General features: G+C 67.4%; 13 protein-coding genes. 2 read left to right on the forward strand and 11 right to left on the reverse strand.

Annotated features, from left to right (window positions below; translation table 11 throughout):
* Window positions 1–108: 108 nt before the first annotated feature.
* Window positions 109–1,677: an EAL domain-containing protein gene (locus CBY09_RS07120; protein ID WP_165773871.1), complete on the forward strand. Its 1,569-nt coding sequence runs from the start codon at window positions 109–111 to the stop codon at window positions 1,675–1,677.
* A 73-nt stretch (window positions 1,678–1,750) separates the two neighbouring features.
* On the opposite strand, the gene CBY09_RS24215 is transcribed toward CBY09_RS07120, so the two are convergent.
* The 10 genes from CBY09_RS24215 to CBY09_RS07170 form a co-directional block, all read right to left on the reverse strand.
* Window positions 1,751–3,340: a methyl-accepting chemotaxis protein gene (locus CBY09_RS24215; protein ID WP_205734104.1), complete on the reverse strand. Its 1,590-nt coding sequence runs from the start codon at window positions 3,338–3,340 to the stop codon at window positions 1,751–1,753.
* Window positions 3,341–3,712: 372 nt separating this feature from the next.
* Window positions 3,713–5,263, reverse strand: a complete 1,551-nt coding sequence (locus tag CBY09_RS07130) for a methyl-accepting chemotaxis protein (RefSeq protein WP_094287786.1) — start codon at window positions 5,261–5,263, stop codon at window positions 3,713–3,715.
* Between the two features lie 382 nt (window positions 5,264–5,645).
* Window positions 5,646–6,653 carry a P1 family peptidase gene (locus CBY09_RS07135; protein ID WP_094287788.1) on the reverse strand — a complete coding sequence of 336 codons (1,008 nt, stop codon included), beginning with the start codon at window positions 6,651–6,653 and terminating at the stop codon, window positions 5,646–5,648.
* A gap of 77 nt (window positions 6,654–6,730) precedes the next feature.
* A complete protein-coding gene (locus tag CBY09_RS07140) occupies window positions 6,731–7,102 on the reverse strand; it encodes a copper-binding protein (RefSeq protein ID WP_094287790.1) in 372 nt (123 codons plus the stop codon).
* Entirely contained in the window at window positions 7,099–7,632 is a 534-nt protein-coding gene (locus CBY09_RS07145) for a DUF411 domain-containing protein (RefSeq protein ID WP_094287792.1), read from the reverse strand. The genes CBY09_RS07140 and CBY09_RS07145 overlap by 4 nt, the downstream gene beginning before the upstream one ends.
* Before the next feature lie 29 nt (window positions 7,633–7,661).
* A complete protein-coding gene (locus CBY09_RS07150; RefSeq protein ID WP_094287794.1) occupies window positions 7,662–8,159 on the reverse strand; it encodes a cupredoxin domain-containing protein in 498 nt (165 codons plus the stop codon).
* Window positions 8,160–8,172: 13 nt separating this feature from the next.
* Window positions 8,173–9,555 carry a multicopper oxidase family protein gene (locus CBY09_RS07155; protein ID WP_094287796.1) on the reverse strand — a complete coding sequence of 461 codons (1,383 nt, stop codon included), beginning with the start codon at window positions 9,553–9,555 and terminating at the stop codon, window positions 8,173–8,175.
* Window positions 9,556–9,558: 3 nt separating this feature from the next.
* Window positions 9,559–10,992 (reverse strand): TolC family protein, encoded by a 1,434-nt coding sequence (locus tag CBY09_RS07160; RefSeq protein WP_094287798.1) that lies wholly within the window; start codon window positions 10,990–10,992, stop codon window positions 9,559–9,561.
* Window positions 10,989–11,447 carry a hypothetical protein gene (locus CBY09_RS07165; protein WP_094287800.1) on the reverse strand — a complete coding sequence of 153 codons (459 nt, stop codon included), beginning with the start codon at window positions 11,445–11,447 and terminating at the stop codon, window positions 10,989–10,991. The genes CBY09_RS07160 and CBY09_RS07165 overlap by 4 nt, the downstream gene beginning before the upstream one ends.
* A 98-nt stretch (window positions 11,448–11,545) precedes the next feature.
* On the reverse strand, window positions 11,546–12,079 hold the full coding sequence (locus CBY09_RS07170; RefSeq protein ID WP_133066248.1) for a hypothetical protein: 534 nt from the start codon (window positions 12,077–12,079) through the stop codon (window positions 11,546–11,548).
* A gap of 219 nt (window positions 12,080–12,298) precedes the next feature.
* Between CBY09_RS07170 and CBY09_RS07175 the strand changes: the two genes are divergently transcribed.
* Window positions 12,299–15,856, forward strand: coding sequence for an EAL domain-containing protein (locus CBY09_RS07175; RefSeq protein WP_240515608.1), 3,558 nt, complete (start codon window positions 12,299–12,301; stop codon window positions 15,854–15,856).
* A 43-nt stretch (window positions 15,857–15,899) separates the two neighbouring features.
* On the opposite strand, the gene CBY09_RS07180 is transcribed toward CBY09_RS07175, so the two are convergent.
* The gene (locus tag CBY09_RS07180; RefSeq protein WP_094287804.1) at window positions 15,900–16,556 is read right to left on the reverse strand and encodes a YitT family protein; all 657 of its coding nucleotides are present in this window, start codon (window positions 16,554–16,556) and stop codon (window positions 15,900–15,902) included.
* Window positions 16,557–16,645 lie beyond the last annotated feature (89 nt).

A 16,645-nucleotide genomic window follows, 5' to 3' on the forward strand; every position in this document is an offset into this window, starting at 1 on the left:
CCATCGGTTGAAATCCCGTTGGCCCCACGGCGCCGGTTCGTGCATGATGGCACCGCGCCAGGGCAGGACTGTGTCTGCCTGTGTCACCTCCAACCACTGCCGTGTCCGATGAAACGCTTCTATGTCGTTGCCTCCATCCCACTGCTGCTGGCGGCGCTGATCCCCATTGCAGCATCGCTGTGGGTGGCCCATCGCCAGGCCAAGAACGACCAGATCACCTACCTGACCTCGCTGGCAGACGAGGTTCTGCGGCGCGGCGTAGCGTCGCGCCAGCAGCTGGTGGCTGCGCTCAATGACCTGGACAGGGACCCGCACGCACCCTGCAGCCAGGCCAGCCTCACGCGCATGCAGCAGCTCGTGGGCACCTCGTTTTACCTGCAAGGCATGGGTTCGGTGATGGATGGCACCCTGGTCTGCAGCACGCTCACGCAGGGCAGCGACCTGGTGCCGCTCACCGGCAACCACATGGTCACCGCCACCGGAATTTCGAGCTGGATCGGTGCCCGCCTGCCTTTTGCGCCTGATCAGCCCTTCAACATCTACGCCCGCAACGGCCACGCGGTAATCATCCACCCCGGCATCGTGATCGACATGCCGGTGCTTCACGCCGATGTCTCGCTGGGGTTGTTGATCAGCACGCCGCAGGCGCTGATACGGTCCAAGGGTCCGCTGGATGCGCAGTGGCTGGCTTTGTACACCCCCGATGCCAGCAGCCAGGTCGAAAGCGATACCCACCACATTGTCTTCCGGGCATCGAAAGACAACAACATCGCAGCCGTTGCCGCAGCCCCCAAGGCCCAGGCCTACGGCGGGCTCTGGGCTCAGGCGCTGATTCTGGCGCCGCTGGGCCTGGTGGCCAGCGCCCTGTTTGCGCTGGGCGTGGCAGTGCTCACTCGGTGGCAACTGTCGCCGCGTGTGCGGCTGCGGACAGCCCTGCGTCGGCGCGAGTTCTTCATCCTCTACCAGCCCATCGTCGATCTGCAGACCGGCCAATGGGTGGGTGCCGAGGCGCTGCTGCGCTGGCGCCGCCGCAACGGCACCCTGGTACCACCCGACGAGTTCATTGCTGAAGCCGAGAAGGCCGGGGTCATCGCTCCCATCACACGCTACGTGATCGACGTGGTGCTCGCCGACCTGCCGGAGCTGCTCAAGGCCCGCCCGGGCTTTCATGTGAGCCTGAACCTCTCGCCCCAGGACCTGGTGGCCGACGGACCCGTGCAGTACCTGCAGCGGCGCTTCAGTGCCATGGAGTTTCCGGCAGGCGCGCTGATGCTCGAAGTCACCGAGCGGGGGCTGGTGAACATCGAGGCCGCGCGGCCCGCGCTGCAGGCGGCGCGGCAGATCGGGGCGTCGATTGCGCTGGATGACTTCGGCACGGGCTACTCCAGCCTGTCCATGCTGGAGTCCATCGACATCGACACCCTCAAGATCGACCGCATCTTCATCGCCAGCATCGGGGCGCAGGCCGCCATCAGCCCGGTCACCACCCACATCATCGAAATGGCCCACACGCTCCAACTGGCGCTGATTGCCGAGGGCGTGGAGACGCAGGACCAGGTGGACTTCCTGATTGCGCGGGGCGTGCGCCAGGCCCAGGGCTGGAAGTTCGCCCGCGCAATGCCCTTGGAGGAACTGCTGGCGGGGCTGCGCGTGGCACCGCCCTCCCAACCGCAGTAGCGCCACCCAATCCTTTGCGAACGTGCGCCGGGTTTTCAGCAGCGCCTGCTCGTCTGGTCGTCTGGTCGTCTGCTCATTTGAGCAGCAGTGCCGACCCGCTGCCGTGAATCCTGAAGACCGCCACGGCCTTCACGAGGTCGTCAGCCTGCCCGCGCAGGCTCGATGCGGCTGCCGCCATTTCCTCCACCAGTGCGGCATTCTGCTGCGTCGCCTGGTCCATCAGCGTGACCGCTTCACCCACCTGCGTGACCCCCGCGCTCTGTTCAGAGCTGGCAGCGCTGATCTCGCCCATGATGTGCGTCACATTGCGGATGCTGGCCACCACCTCGGTCATGGTTTGGCCTGCCTTGTCCACCAGGGCGGTGCCATGCTCAACGCGGCCCACGCTCTCTGTAATCAGCTGCTTGATCTCCTTGGCCGCCGCTGCGCTGCGCTGGGCCAGGTTGCGCACCTCGCTGGCCACCACGGCAAAGCCCCGGCCCTGCTCGCCTGCGCGCGCGGCCTCCACGGCGGCATTGAGCGCGAGGATGTTGGTCTGGAACGCAATGCCATCGATCACGCTGATGATGTCGTTGATCTTGCGGCTGGAGTCGTTGATGTCCTTCATGGTGGCCACCACCATGGCCACCACTTCGCCCCCCTGCTGCGCGACGGTCGAGGCCGAATGCGCGAGCCGGTTGGCATTGACCGCGTTGTCCGCGTTCTGCTTCACGGTCGAGCCCAGCTGTTCCATCGACGCCGCGGTTTGCTGCAGCGCACTGGCCTGTTGCTCGGTGCGCATCGACAGGTTCTGGTTGCCCTGCGCGATCTCGGCGCTGGCACTGGAGACACTCTCCGACCCCTGGCGCACCCCTGCCACCAGGTTCGACAGGCTTTGGCGCATGGCCTCCATCGAGGCAACCACCGTGGCGATTTCGTCCTTGCCCTGCGCCACCAGCGGCGTTGCCAGATTGCCCTGCGCAAACTCCTGCGTGGCCCGACTGGCCTCGCTCAGGGGCCTGACGATGGAGCGCATGGTGGCGATGCCCAGTACGCAGGCAAACACCACCATCGCCACACTCAGCGCAATCAGTTGCAGGCGCAGCGATTCAAACTGGCGCATCGACTGCTCGCTGGCCCGTTTGCTGATGGCGTCGCTCTCGGCCAGGAATGCGCCGATGTTGCCCACCAGCTTGGTCAGCAGGGGGCGGCATTCCGCATTGATCTTCTGGATTGCCACGTCCTTCTCGCCCTGGCTGCCCAGCCGAGTGATCTCCAGCGCGATCGGCCCATAGGCGGCTTCCGTCTCCTTGATCTGGGCCAGCAGGCTGCGCAAAGGGGCTGTTTCGGGTGGGGCGGTCTGGAGGGCTTCCTCCACGCTCTTGAGTGCCCGCCCCATGCTGTCGTGCGCCGCCCCGATGAGCCGGAGTTCGGCGGCGGCATCTTCCTTCGACCCGGCAATCATCAGGTTGCGGGCCGAGATGGCGCGTGCGTTGGCCGCATCCAGCACCTGGTTGCCCAGGCTTTTGACCACATTCAGGTGATTGACCTGGTTGTCCAGGCTCTCCTGCGTCTTCGCCTCCCCATGCAGCCCCATGGCAGCCACCAGGATCAAAGCACCGGTGATAACCACATAGCCCATGCCAAGACGCGCCTTGATGCTCAGGTTTTGCAGGACATTCATGCGATAGGCCCTCCAACTGGTGGTAACGATGATGCACTTTTGTGGGCTGAAGCGCCACGTTCTCAAGCTTTTGTGAGCCAGCAGCCACATGCTCACAGGTCGCGCAGGGCGCGCAGGGCGCCACGGCGCGTTCCCGCCGGGGCTGTGGCGTGGTCATTGATGTTGAGCGCCTTTCCAGTCCAGTCAAGGTTTTTTTGACCGCGCACAAAGGATCCCGCGAGCCATGCGCTGCGCTCCTGAATGCCATTTCCATTGGGGCATCGCCGCGCCAAGCGAGTGGTGGAACTGCTGGCCGGGTCGTCGGGCTAGTCAGAAGGGACGGCCCCAATCCCCCATCCATTGACAGGATGGCTGAAGGGCATTTTTCCCGGCTCAACCGGCCTTGAGTCTGAAGCGTGCCACGACCTCGATCAACCGCCCGGCCTGATCGCGCAGCGACTCAGACGCCGCTGCAGATTGCTCCACCAGTGCGGCATTCTGTTGGGTCATGCTGTCCAGTTGAGAGATGGCGGTGTTGACCTCGACCACGCTCTGGGTCTGGTCCTTGATGGCGCTGGCGATTTCGCCAATCAAATGGCTTACCTGCTGTACCGAGCCCACCACTTCATCCATTGTTCGGCCAGCTTCGCCGACCAACTGCGCCCCGCCTTCCACCTGGTCAACCGAGCTTGATATCAGCTCTTTGATCTCCCGCGCTGCCTGCGCGCTGCGCTGCGCGAGCGTTCGCACCTCGGTTGCCACCACCGCAAACCCGCGCCCCTGCTCGCCGGCCCGTGCCGCTTCCACGGCTGCATTCAAGGCCAGGATGTTGGTCTGAAACGCAATGCCGTCAATCACGCCAATGATGTCTCCAATCTTGCGCGATGAGGATTGAATGCCGTCCATGGTGCTCACCACACGTGCCACCACTTCACCGCCCCTGACAGCCACTGTCGAAGCTGCCGACGCCAACTGGTGAGCCTGCTGCGCAGACGTTGAGCTGTGGCGCACTGTTTCGGTGACTTGCTGCAGCGCTGCAGATGTCTCCTCGATGCTGGCGGCCGCCGCCTCGGTGCGTACTGACAAGTCCTGCCCGCCGTTGCTCACCTCTTCACTGGCGGTCGCGATGCTGTCGGCGCTGCGACGCACGTTTGTGACGGATTCGTTCAGGGCCTGTTGCATGCGGGCAAGGGCGCGCAGCAAGTCACCCAACTCATCGCCGCGCGACGAATGCACTTCGCCCGTCAGGTCGCCATCAGCGATGCGATCAGCCGTGCCCGCCGCAAAACTCAGAGGAATGGTGAGCGAACGTGTCAGCACCCAGCCAATGGCGGCACCGAGGGCCAAGGCCACTGCAACCATCAGCCAGATGCCCCAGAGCACCGCGCGGTAACTCTCGGTGCCTTTTTGCTGTGCCTTTTCCACACCTTCATCGTTGCGCTGGTTGAGCTTGCCAATGGCGTCGGTGGTTGCACGAAATGCCTGCCGTGAATCACCCCGCAGGTACGCCAGGGCCTCTTCACCCTTGCCGTCCCGCACCAGGGCCAGCAGTTGGCTCTGGGTGCCTTTGTAGCGTTCGACCGCAGCTTTGAAGGTGTCAAAAAGCTTGCGCTCTGCGTCGTCGTCCAGGGTGTTCGCGTAGGCCTGCAGCAGCTTGGGTACCAGGGTCCACTGCTTGTCTATGCGCGCGCTTTCTTCTTGCAGGGCTTTGTCACCGCCACCCAGGAGCACCTGCAGCTCGGCACGGCGCATTTGATTGAGCGCTTCGTTGAGGCCTGCCAACTGCTGGGTGCTGGGCAACCAGTTGGTGGCAAGGTCTTCCACGCTGCCTTGCACCCGATTGACGCGGTTCACGGCAAACAGCCCCATGGCCAGCACCAATGTCAGCAAAAGGCCAAAACCCAGGCCCATGCGCAAACCGACTCGCAGATTCGACAGTCGCATGCTTTTCTCCTCAAAAAATTGGCTAGATTCAGATCGAGAACATGTTCCTAACAAGTAAGTAGCAAGTAGCGCAAGCACCGGGGGCCTCGGTGCTTACCGCGCAGGGAATGCGCGCTCGGTGCATGAAAAGGCCTGCGAGGAAAAACGGCCACAGCCGCAGCTATTGCGAGTATCGGCAGCGCCGCAGACCACCCCATGCCCCGATTGAACTCGGAACAGCGACATGCGCAAAGGTTGTTTTGCGCACAGTATCCGCCGCCCAGATGGTTTTGGATAGGTGTGGAGGCGTGGGCGCAAAGCAGAAGCCCATGGCCCCGGCTGGATCCGAGGCTGGATAGGGAGGAAGTGGCGCTCAGCGCGAAGGCGATGCCATCGTCCCGGCCTACCGCAGGTCGGCGGCAGCGGGCAGGTACAGGCCTTCGGCCGTGGTGATGGCCTGGGCTGCCCGTGCCGCACGGGCCGTGGCGATGGCCGTGGCCTCGGCCGCCATGGTGGCCAGCACCATCATGCCCAGGCTCTTGCCGCTGCGGCCCGTGCCCAGGCTGAAGAGGGTGTCGCCGTCGGACATGGTGTGCACCGGGTTGATGCTGCGCGCCAGGCCATCGTGTGCGGCCACGGCCAGGCGGTGGGCCTGCACCTTGGTGATGACGGCATCGGTGGCCACCACGCCAATGGTGGTGTTGGTGCCCGCCAGCAGCGGCTGGGGCGGGTCGCCGCGCAGCAGGGCGCGGCGTGTGTCGCGCAGGCGCAGGCCGTCGTCGGTGCGGGCTCCGGCAATGACTTGTGCCGTGTCCGGGTCGATCACATCGCCCAGCGCATTGCAGGCGATGAGGGCGCCCACCGTGACGCCGTCCACGGTGACGGAGGCGGTGCCGATGCCACCCTTCATGGCACGCTGGATGCCGAAGATCTTGCCCAGCGCCGCGCCGGTGCCCGCGCCCACGTTGCCTTCGGCCGGGTCGGCGGTGGAGGCTGCCTCGCACGCCGCGTAGCCCGCTGCCGCATCGGGCCGCACGCGCATGTCGCCCACCAGCAGGTCGAACAGCACGGCGGCAGGCACGATGGGCAGGCGGCCCACGGCCACGTCAAAACCGATACCACGCTCTTCCAGCCAGCGCACAGCGCCCGTGGCGGCGTCCAGCCCCCAGGCGCTGCCACCCGCGAGCATGATGGCGTGCACCTGGTCCACCAGGTTGGAGGGGTGCAGCAGGTCCGTCTCGCGTGTGCCGGGGGCGGCGCCACGCACATCCACGCCAGCCACGGCGCCCTCGCGGGTGATGATGACGGTGCAGCCCGTGGGGCGGCGGGTTTCGGTGAAGTGGCCGACCTCGATGCCGGCCACGCGGGTGATGCTGCCAGCGTCGCCAGCCAGTGTGTTGGAGGAAGTCATGGCCGCTGATTATGGTGCCCGGGCGCCTTGCGGCACTTGCGCAGTATCAGCGCCCCGGTGCCGCGCGCGGAGCCGCTTCAGGGCGCTTTCTCGATCCGCTGGACATGGTAGGCCCCGCTGACCTGTTCGGCCCGAAAGCGCACCTTGTCACCCGGTTTCAGGTCACCGACTACGCTGGCGTCTGCCACGCGGAACACCATGGTCATGGGTGGCATCTCCAGGTTCTTGATCTCTCCGTGTTTGAGGGTGAGGCGCAGGGTGCGCGGGTCCCAGCGGGTGATTTCGCCTTCGCTCAGATCCGCCTGCGGTGTGGGCGCTGCGGTGGCTTCAGTGTGGTGGTTGCTGTGGCTGTCAGAGGCTGCTGCAGCAGGTGCCTGTGCCCAAGCGGTCCCAGTGCCCAGCAAGAGCAGGCTGGCCGCCACCGGGATGGAGAGGAATGTCTTCTTCATGTCGATGCCTTCTTGTTGTAGCTGTTGAATACGCGCGTGCTGCCATCGTGGGCCACCAGCAGCACGTCGTACGGATCACGCCGGTCGCCATACACGGCGCCGTCCATGCCCGGCGAGCCCACAGGCATGCCGGGCACCGCCAGGCCCAGGGCCTTGGGCTTTTGCTGCAACAGCTTGCGCACGTCGCTGGCGGGCACATGGCCTTCGACCACATAGCCGCCGACCAGCGCGGTGTGGCACGAACCCAGTTTTTGCGGCAGGCCCAGGCGGGCGCGCACCGCGTTGTTGCCGGTGGCGTGCACCTTCACGGCAAAGCCATTGGCCTGCATGTGGTCCACCCAGTCCTGGCAGCAGCCGCAGTTCGGGTCTTTCCAGACCTCCAGGGGCGTGGCGGCCGCTGTGGGCGGGGTGGCGCGGGCAGCGGAGGGCAGCAGGGCAATGGCCAGGCCTGCGCCCGCCAGCGGCAGTGCGGTGGCAAGCCATTGGCGGCGGGTGGGCAGGGCAGGCGTGGTGCGTGGTGTGGGGGTCATGGTGTGATTCCTGCGTGGATGGGGGCGGGTCATGGCTTGCGCGGGCGAACGGTGATGGTTCCCGTCATGCCCGCCTGGTAGTGGCCCGCGATGAGGCAGGCAAAGTCAAAACTCCCGGCGCGGTTGAACTGCCACACGATGTCGCCCTTCTTGCCAGCGCCCACATGGGCCATATAGGGCTCGTCGTGTTCCATGCCGGGATGCTTGACCATCATCTCGGCGTGCGCGTCCAGCTCGGCCTTGGTACCGATCACGATCTCGTGCAGCACCTGGCCCTTGTTCTCGGCGCGCAGCCGCACGGTCTCGCCTTCGCGCACTTCGATGTGGCGGGGCGTAAAGCGCATGTCGTCCGTCATGCGGATGGTGATGGTGCGGGCCACGGCCTGGGTGTCGCCTGCTATGCCCCAAGGCTTCTGCTCCTTCACAACGGGGGCATTGCGGTTGTGATGGGGCATGTTTTCATGACCAAAAGAGGCGTTTCCGCCCGCTAGTAAAGCGCAAATAGCTATCAATTTAATAGTATTCATGGTGTGTCCTGTCTCAGTGTTGGTGACCGCTGGCGGCGGGTTTGCGGGCGCTGGCCGCGCCTGGGGCGGTGCCCGGCGCCGTGGTGCGCGCGGGGCGGGGTGTGCTGGCAGGGGCGCCTTGCCATTCGTAGGCCTGCGTGCCCGGTGGCTGGGTGTAGTCGCCGGGGTCGCGGTAGTCGCCTGCCGCCAGCCCCGCACGCACCTTGAAGGTGGTGAACATGCCGCCCATCTCCAGCGGGCCATAGGGGCCGGTGCCTGTCATCATGGGGAAGGTGTTGTCCGGCAGGGGCATCTCCATCGCTCCCATGTCGGCCATGCCGCGCTCCCCCATCACCATGTAGTCGGGCACGATCTTCTGGATCTTGCCGACCAGGCCCCGGTGATCCACGCCGATCATGGTGGGCACGTCGTGCCCCATGGCGCCCATGGTGTGGTGGCTCTTGTGGCAGTGCAGGGCCCAGTCGCCGGGTTCGTCGGCGATCAGCTCGATCTGCCGCATCTGGCCCACGGCCACGTCGGTGGTCACCTCGGGCCAGCGCGCGCTTTTGGGCACGGGGCCGCCGTCGGTGCCGGTCACCTCGAACTCATGGCCGTGGATGTGGATGGGGTGGTTGGTCATGGTGAGGTTGCCCACGCGGATGCGCACGCGCTCGCCCTGGCGCGCCACCAGCGGGCTGATGGCGGGGAACACGCGGCTGTTCCAGCACCAGATGTTGTGGTCCAGCATGGTGTTGACCTTGGGGGTCATGCTGCCGGGCTCCACATCGAAGGCGTTGAGCAAAAACGCGTAGTCGCGCTGCACGGTGGCAATCTGCGGGTGGCTGGCCTTGGGGTGGGTGATCCACAGACCCATCATGCCCATGGCCATCTGCACCATCTCGTCGGCATGCGGGTGGTACATGAAGGTGCCGGGGCGGCGCGCCACGAACTCGTACACAAAGGTCTTGCCCGGTGGAATCGCCGGCTGGTTGAGCCCGCCCACGCCGTCCATGCCATTGGGCAGGCGCTGGCCGTGCCAGTGGATGGTGCTGTGCTCGGGCAGGCGGTTGGTGACGAAGATGCGCACGCGATCACCCTCGACCACCTCGATGGTGGGGCCGGGGCTCTGGCCGTTGTAGCCCCACATGTTGACCATGAAGCCGGGCGCCACCTCGCGCACCACGGGCTCGGCCACCAGGTGGAATTCCTTCACGCCTGCATTCATGCGCCAGGGCGCGGTCCAGCCGTTCAACGTGACCACGGGGTTGTAGGGGCGGCCCGTGGGCGGGTGCAGCGGCGGCGCGGTGTCGGCGCTGGACTGCATTGCGGGCTCGGGCAGTGCGGCCAGGGCCACGCGGCTGACGGAGGCGGCAGCCACGGCCGTGGCAGCGCCGGAGAAGAAATTGCGGCGGTTCATGGTTCAGTGACCTTGTGGGGTGGTGGAGGCGGCGGCGCCGGAGGTCAGGCCCTGCAGGGCGCCCGGCGAGGTGCCGGTGAGGGCCAGTTGCAGGTCGGTCTCCGCCAGCCAGAAGTCGCGTTGCGCTTCGATGGCGTTGGCCACGGCCTGGGTGCTGGTGCGCGCTTCAGCCAGCATGTCCCACACGCTGGCCAGCATGCCGTTGTAGCGCAGCGTGGTTTCGTCGCTGATGAGTTGTCGCAGGGGCACTACTTCGGCCTGTTGCTGGCGCGCCAGGTCCAGGGCGGTGCGGTAGGTCAGCCAGGCGGCGCGCACCTCGCTGCGGGCGCGCACGGCGGTGTCCTGCAGCTGGGCGGCGCTTTGCTCCACCTCGGCCTGCGCGCGGGTGCGTGCGGCGCCGCCCCAGTCGAACAGGGGCAGGGGCAGTTCCAGCTCCCAGCCCCGGGTGATTTCGCGGTGGCCGCTGTCACGCTCGGTGGTGGTGTTGCGGCTGTAGGCCAGGCCGATGTCGCCAAACACCGCGCCCGCGCGGCTCCAGCCCTGGCGCACGGCCTGGGTGTCGAGCTGGCGGCGAGCGGCTTGCACATCGAGCCGCTCGCGCAGGGCGGTGGCTTCGATGCCGTCTGCGGGCAGCGCGCTGGCGGGCAGCGGCGGCAACTGGGCAGCCAACTGGTACTGCGTCTGCAAGCCCCACAGGCCGAGGCGGCGGTGGAGCTCCTCGCGCGCGGTGGCGGCAGCCAGCCGGGCGCGGGCGTGCTGGCTGCGGGCGTCGTGCAGCGTGGCCTGTTCGCGGGCCTGCCGCAGGCGGCTCCAGTTGCCCACCTGCACCATGCGGCGGGCCAGCTCGGCACCGGCCTCGGCGGCTTCCACCATGCGCCCATGCGTGGCGGCCACCTGCTCGGCCGCCACGGCACGCAGCCAGGCGCGGCGCGTGTCGGCGGCCAGCAGCACCACGTCCTGCGCGGCTTGCAGCGTGGCGATCTGCAGGCGCTCGGCCTGGCGCTGGGTTCGCCAGGGCAGGGTGATGAGGTCCAGGAGGCCAAAGGCCAGGGTGCGTTCGATCTCCCGCTCGTGGCTGTTGGCAAAGCGTCCCAGGCTCAGGTGCGGGTTGGGCAGGGTGATGGCCTGCACCCGTTCGGCATCGGCCACGCCCAGCGCGGCCAGACGGGCCTGCAGGCCGGGGTTGTTCAGCAGCGCAATGCGCACGGCTGCATCTTGCGTGAGGGGCTGAGCCAGCCAGCCTTCGATGGATTGCTGCGCTGTGGCGCGGGCAGCGGGGTCGGTGGCGGGCAGGGCTGCCTGCACGCCGCCGGTGCGGCCCTGGGTGAGCGTAGCCACGTCGCCGCGCAGGCCGTCGGGCGACACGCTGGCGCAGCCCGCGAGAGCGAGGGCTGCAGCGAGGGTGGACAAGCGCTGCAGGTGGGGTAGGCGAATCATGGCTTGCCCCCATGCATGGGCTGGTCGCCGTAGTGGCTGCGGTGGTGCTGGTGCATGGGCTTGTGGGCTGCACCGGGGGCCGCTTCAGCGCCACTGTGCTGGTGGGACGAGGATGGGGGCAGGGTGGGTGTGGCGCCCTGCTGCTTCTCCCACACCACGATGTCGGCGTGGCCGCGCGGGAACTGGCCGACCGCGTGGTGGGCGTCCCGCCAGGCCTGCCCCGTGGGCAGCTCGGCCAGGGCGGTGGGGGTTGGGGGTGCGGGGTGACTCAGTGGCGCCGTGGCCGCACCGGGGTCGGCCGCACGGGCGGCAGCGTGGGGGCTTTGGGCAAAGGCGGTGGGCACCGCGATCCATGGGGTGAACAGCGGCGCAAGCAGGGCAAGACAGGCCAGCCGGGTGCGGGGTGGCCGCAGGCATGGGGCTGGGCGGTAAGGGGGGTAAAAAAGGGCGCGCATGGCGATCTCCAGACAGCGAGAAAAAAGGTAATGCGCTGCAACCGGCGCGCCCCAGGTGGGGCGGACCGGCGGTGCAGACGCACTTCGGGCGTCGGAGATCAGGCGATGGGTGGTTTGATGGCCAGTGCCGCCGGGGCACTGTCAAATGGCGCCGTGCTCAGGGCGCGCAGGGGGCCGGGGGGCTGGTGCACCGGGATCAGCGCTGCGGGCACATCCAGCATGGCCGAATGGCAGATCTCGCAGGCCGAACAGGCGCTGGCGTGGTGTTCGTGGGCGGCGCAGCCGGTGCTGGCGCCATTGCACGCGACCGCATCGGCAGCGGCTGGGGCCGCCAAGGCGTGGTCATGGTCGTGATCGTGGTGGTCGTGTTCGGCTTCGGGCTCTGTGGCCGTGCTCTCGGGGGGCGGGGGGCTGCCGTGGTGTGAGCCATGTGCGCCATGGGGGGCAGAGGGAGCCTGATGGGCCTCGGCCGGGGTGTGGGAGGCGGCGGCACGGGCGGTATCGGCCTGGCTGTGGCTGTGTGGTGCGGCTGGGGACTGGAGCGGGGGCAACACCCCGGCGGCCATGGCGGTGCCGGTGAGGCCCCGCAGGACCAGCACCACCATCAGCAAAAGAGAGAGGCCGCGACGCATCTGCCAATGATACGGCGCGCAAAGGGTTGGTTCCCCTGTGCGCGGACTTTTCTCCTCCCGGCAGCGCTGGCCGAACTGCGCAAACAATGGAGGACGGCCGGGGCGGGGGGCGCTAACATGCAACAAAACATGTCCGCTGCGGGGTGCGGCCTACGGGTTGTGGCCTGCGGCGGACCAGCGCGCCAGCCTTCTTTCCTTGTCTAGCACAGAAAGGTCGGTATGCACCCCTGGGTTGCAGGAATGTGGAGCACCTTGCCCGCGCGGATCCGCTGGCTGGTGCTGTGGGCCACGCTGCCAGCCGTGCTGCTGGTCGTCTACCAGGCCCGGGCCCACCGCGCCGACGCGATTGCGGCGGCAGAAGCCCGCGCGCTGCAGACGCTGCATTCGGTGGCTGGCACCCAGCAGCGCCTGATCCAGAACACGCGGCAGTTTCTCCAGCAACTGGCCGCCATGCCGCAGGTGCGCGACCCCGCAGCGCCCGAATGTGGCCGTTACCTGGCCGAGGTGCTGTCGCTCAACACCACGTACGTCAACATCGGTGTGCCGCGTGCAGACGGCGATCTGCTGTGCAATGCCCGCCCGCTGAAGGCACCGGTCAATGTGGCCAACCGCCCGTACTTTCAGCAGACCATCACCGGACGGGACTTTGCCGTGGGCAGCTTCCAGGTGGACCGCGCCGCCCAGGTGGCCAGCGTCAACTTTGCCTACCCGGTGATCCCGGCGGGCACGCAGGACGTGGTGGGGGCGGCCGTGGCCGTGGTGTCGCTGGAATGGTGGAGCCTGCGGCTCACCGACCTGGGCCTGCCCGACGGGGCCGTGGCCCGGGTGTCGGACCCCGATGGCCGCGTGCTGGCCCGCTACCCGCCCGAAGCCAGCGAGCTGGGCGCCCCGTTCGCCGATGGCGAGTTCCGCGCCATGGTGCTGCAAACCCCGCAGGGCCAGCGCCTGCGCACGCGTGCCGACGGCGCCCCAGAGCTGGTGGTGTTCCAGCCCCTCATCGAGGCGGGCGGCAGACCGGTGGCGACCATGAGCCTCACGGTGCCGCTGGAAAACCTGTATGCCGCCGCCAACCAGCGCATGTGGACCGAGATGGCCTTCCTGCTGGCCGGGCTGTTGGTGTCGGTGGTGGTGGCCCAGGTGGGCGTGCAGCGTGGCGTGGTACGGCCCCTGCAGCGCCTGCTGCACGCCACCGACGAGCTGGCCGAGGGGCGTTATGTGTCGCGCGCGCCCGCCACGGGGCTGCAGGAGCTGACCGAGCTGGGCCGCCGCTTCGACCGCATGGCGCTGACCCGCCAGAACGCCGAGGCCGAGCTGCGCCAGAGCGAGGAGAATCTGGCCATCACTCTGCATTCCATTGGTGACGCTGTGGTGGCCACCGATGCGCAGGGCCGCATCACCCGCATGAATGCGGTGGCCGAGCGCCTGACCGGCTGGCCGCTGGCACAGGCCCTGGGCCAGCCACTGGCCGATGTGTTCCGCATCGTCAACGCCAGCACGCGCGAACCCCAGGTGGACCCGGTGCAGCAGGTGATGGACAAAGGCCAGGTGGTGGCGCTGAGCAACCACACCACCTTGCTTGCGCGCCACGGGGCCGAGTACCAGATCGCCGACAGCGCAGCCCCCATCCGCAACCCCCAGGGCCAGATCGTGGGCGTGGTGCTGGTCTTCAGCGACGTGAGCGAGTCGTACCGCGTGCGCCGCAAGCTGGAGGACAACGAGGCGCGTTTTCGCACCCTCACGGCGCTGTCGTCCGACTGGTACTGGGAGCAGGACGCGCAGTTTCGCCTCACGCATGTGGAAGGCCGTGCCGATGACCGGCTGGTGCAGGAGGCGTCGCTGCACATGGGCAAGACGCGCTGGGAGCTGGCTGCGCCGGGCATGAGCGATGCGCAGTGGGAAGAGCACCGCGCGCTGCTGGAGCGCCACCAGGAGTTCCGCGACTTCGAGTTCGAGCGCCACGACCGGCAGGGCCACTCGTACTGGGTGTCCATCAGCGGCACGCCGGTGTTTGACGCAGACGGCGTGTTTTGTGGCTACCGGGGCGTGGGCAAGGACATCACCGCCCGCAAGCGCGACGAAAACGAGTTGCGCATTGCCGCCATCGCGTTTGAGTCGCAGGAGGGCATGATCGTCACCGATGCCGACACCCGCATCCTGCGCACGAACCGCGCCTTCAGCCGCATCACCGGCTACAGCGCCGACGAGGTGATGGGCCAGCGCACCCGCCTGCTGGCCTCGGGCCACCATGACAAGGCTTTCTTTGACGCCATGTGGGCCAGCCTGGCTAGCACGGGCGAGTGGAAAGGGGAGCTGTGGAACCGCTGCAAGAGCGGCGAGGTGAACCTGCATTTCATGGCGATTGCCGCCGTGACGGACCGCCACGGGGCGCTGACCCACTACGTGGCCACGCTCAGCGACATCACGCAGCGCGCCGCCGCCGCGCGCGAGATCGAGCACCTGGCTTTCTACGACCCGCTTACGCATTTGCCCAACCGCCGCCTGATGATGGACCGGTTGCAGCAGGCTTTTGCCACTGGCGCCCGCTCTGGCCTGCAAGGGGCCTTGCTGTGCCTGGACCTGGACCATTTCAAGACCCTGAACGACACCCTGGGCCACGATATGGGTGACGTGCTGCTGCAGCAGGTGGCCGAGCGCCTGACCCGCTGTGTGCGCGAAGGCGACACCGTGGCGCGCCTGGGCGGTGATGAGTTTCTGGTGCTGCTGGAAGACCTGGGCGCCCAGGCCACCGACGCGGCCGAACAGGCGCAGACCGTGGGCGAGAAGATACTGGCCGCGCTCAACCAGCCCTACCAGCTGGCATCGCACCATGTGCACAGCACCACCAGCGTGGGCGCCGTGCTGTTCAGCGGCCAGGGGCAGACGGTGGAGGATGTGGTCAAGCACGCCGACCTGGCCATGTATGCCGCCAAGACCGCCGGGCGCAACAGCATCCGCTTTTTTGACCCACGCATGCAGGCTGCCGTCACCGCCCGCGCAACGCTGGAGAACGACCTGCGCACGGCCGTTGAGCAGGGCCAGTTCACGCTGCACTACCAGACCCAGGTGGGGTGCGGCACCCGGGTGGTGGGGGCCGAGGTGCTGATCCGCTGGAACCACCCCACACGCGGCATGGTGTCGCCGTTCGAGTTCATCCCCCTGGCCGAAGAAACCGGCCTGATCCTGCCCATGGGCCTGTGGGTGCTGCAGACCGCCTGCGCGCAGCTGCGCCGCTGGCAGGACCACCCCGCCACCGCCGAGCTGCAGCTGGCCGTGAACGTGAGCGCGCGCCAGTTCCACCAGGACGATTTCATCGAGCAGGTGGTCACGGTGCTGCGCCAGACAGGTGCGCGGCCCGACCGCCTGAAGCTGGAGCTGACCGAAAGCCTGGCGCTGGACAACGTGGACGACACCATCGCCAAGATGAACACTCTGCGTGCGCTGGGCCTGGGGTTTTCGATGGACGACTTTGGCACGGGGCAGTCGTCCCTGTCTTACCTTACGCGGCTGCCGCTGGACCAGCTCAAGATCGACCAGAGTTTTGTGCGCAACATCGGCATACAGCACACGGATGCGCTCATCGTGCAGACCATCATCGGCATGGCGCAGAGCCTGGGCATTGACGTGATCGCAGAAGGGGTGGAGACCGAGGCGCAGCGGGCGTTTCTGGAGCAGCATGGCTGCACGCTGTGGCAGGGCTATTTGTTCAGCCGCCCCGTGCCCATCGAGGTGCTGGAGCACCGCCTGCACAGCGCATTGGGCTGGCGGGTGTCCACCTAGAAGACGTGTTTCTTGGAGTGCTCAACCGCCCTTGGCCGGGGGACTACACCGCCATGTAGCGCCCCGGCCGGTGGTTCATGGCCAGCACCAGGTTCAGCGCCACGGCGCCCGCAATGGACCAGGCCACGCGCAGGGGCTCTACCGTCCACAGCGCCAGCAGCACGATGCAGCAGTCCACGGCCATCTGCACCTTGCCTGCGCGCCAGCCGTAGCGGTCTTGCAGGTACAGCGCGGCAATGCCCACGCCGCCCAGGCTGCAGCGGTGGCGGAACAGCACGAGAAAGCCCGTGCCCGTGATCAGCCCGCCCGCAATGGCCGCATACAGCGGTTGCAGCTGCGCAAACTGCAGGAACTGCGACTGCAGCTCGGTCAGCAGCGACAGCAGCAGCACCGCGATGAAGGTCTTGACGGTGAACGCCCGCCCCAGCTTGCGCAGCGCGAGCCAGTAGAACGGCAGGTTCAGCACAAAGAAGATCTTGCCGAAGCCGATGCCTGTGGCGTAGTGCAGCAAAAACGCCAGCCCCGCCGTGCCCCCGGTGAGCAACCCCGCGCTGGTGAAAAACGCCACCCCCACCGAGATCAGCAGCACCCCGGTGAAGATCGCCACGGCGTCTTCCGTGAGGCTGTGGGGCACCACCACCGGTGCGGCGGGCGCCGCGTTGGGGGTGGACGGGGCAGGGGATGCGGGGGAGCTGGACATGTTCGGCGAAGGAAGGCTGGGGGCTTGCGTGCGCCGCATTGGAGCACGCAAGCCCCATGCCTGGCTTGTCGCGCGTCAAGTTCTGGCGC

The organism is Acidovorax kalamii (assembly GCF_002245625.1).
GTDB lineage: Bacteria > Pseudomonadota > Gammaproteobacteria > Burkholderiales > Burkholderiaceae_C > Acidovorax > Acidovorax kalamii.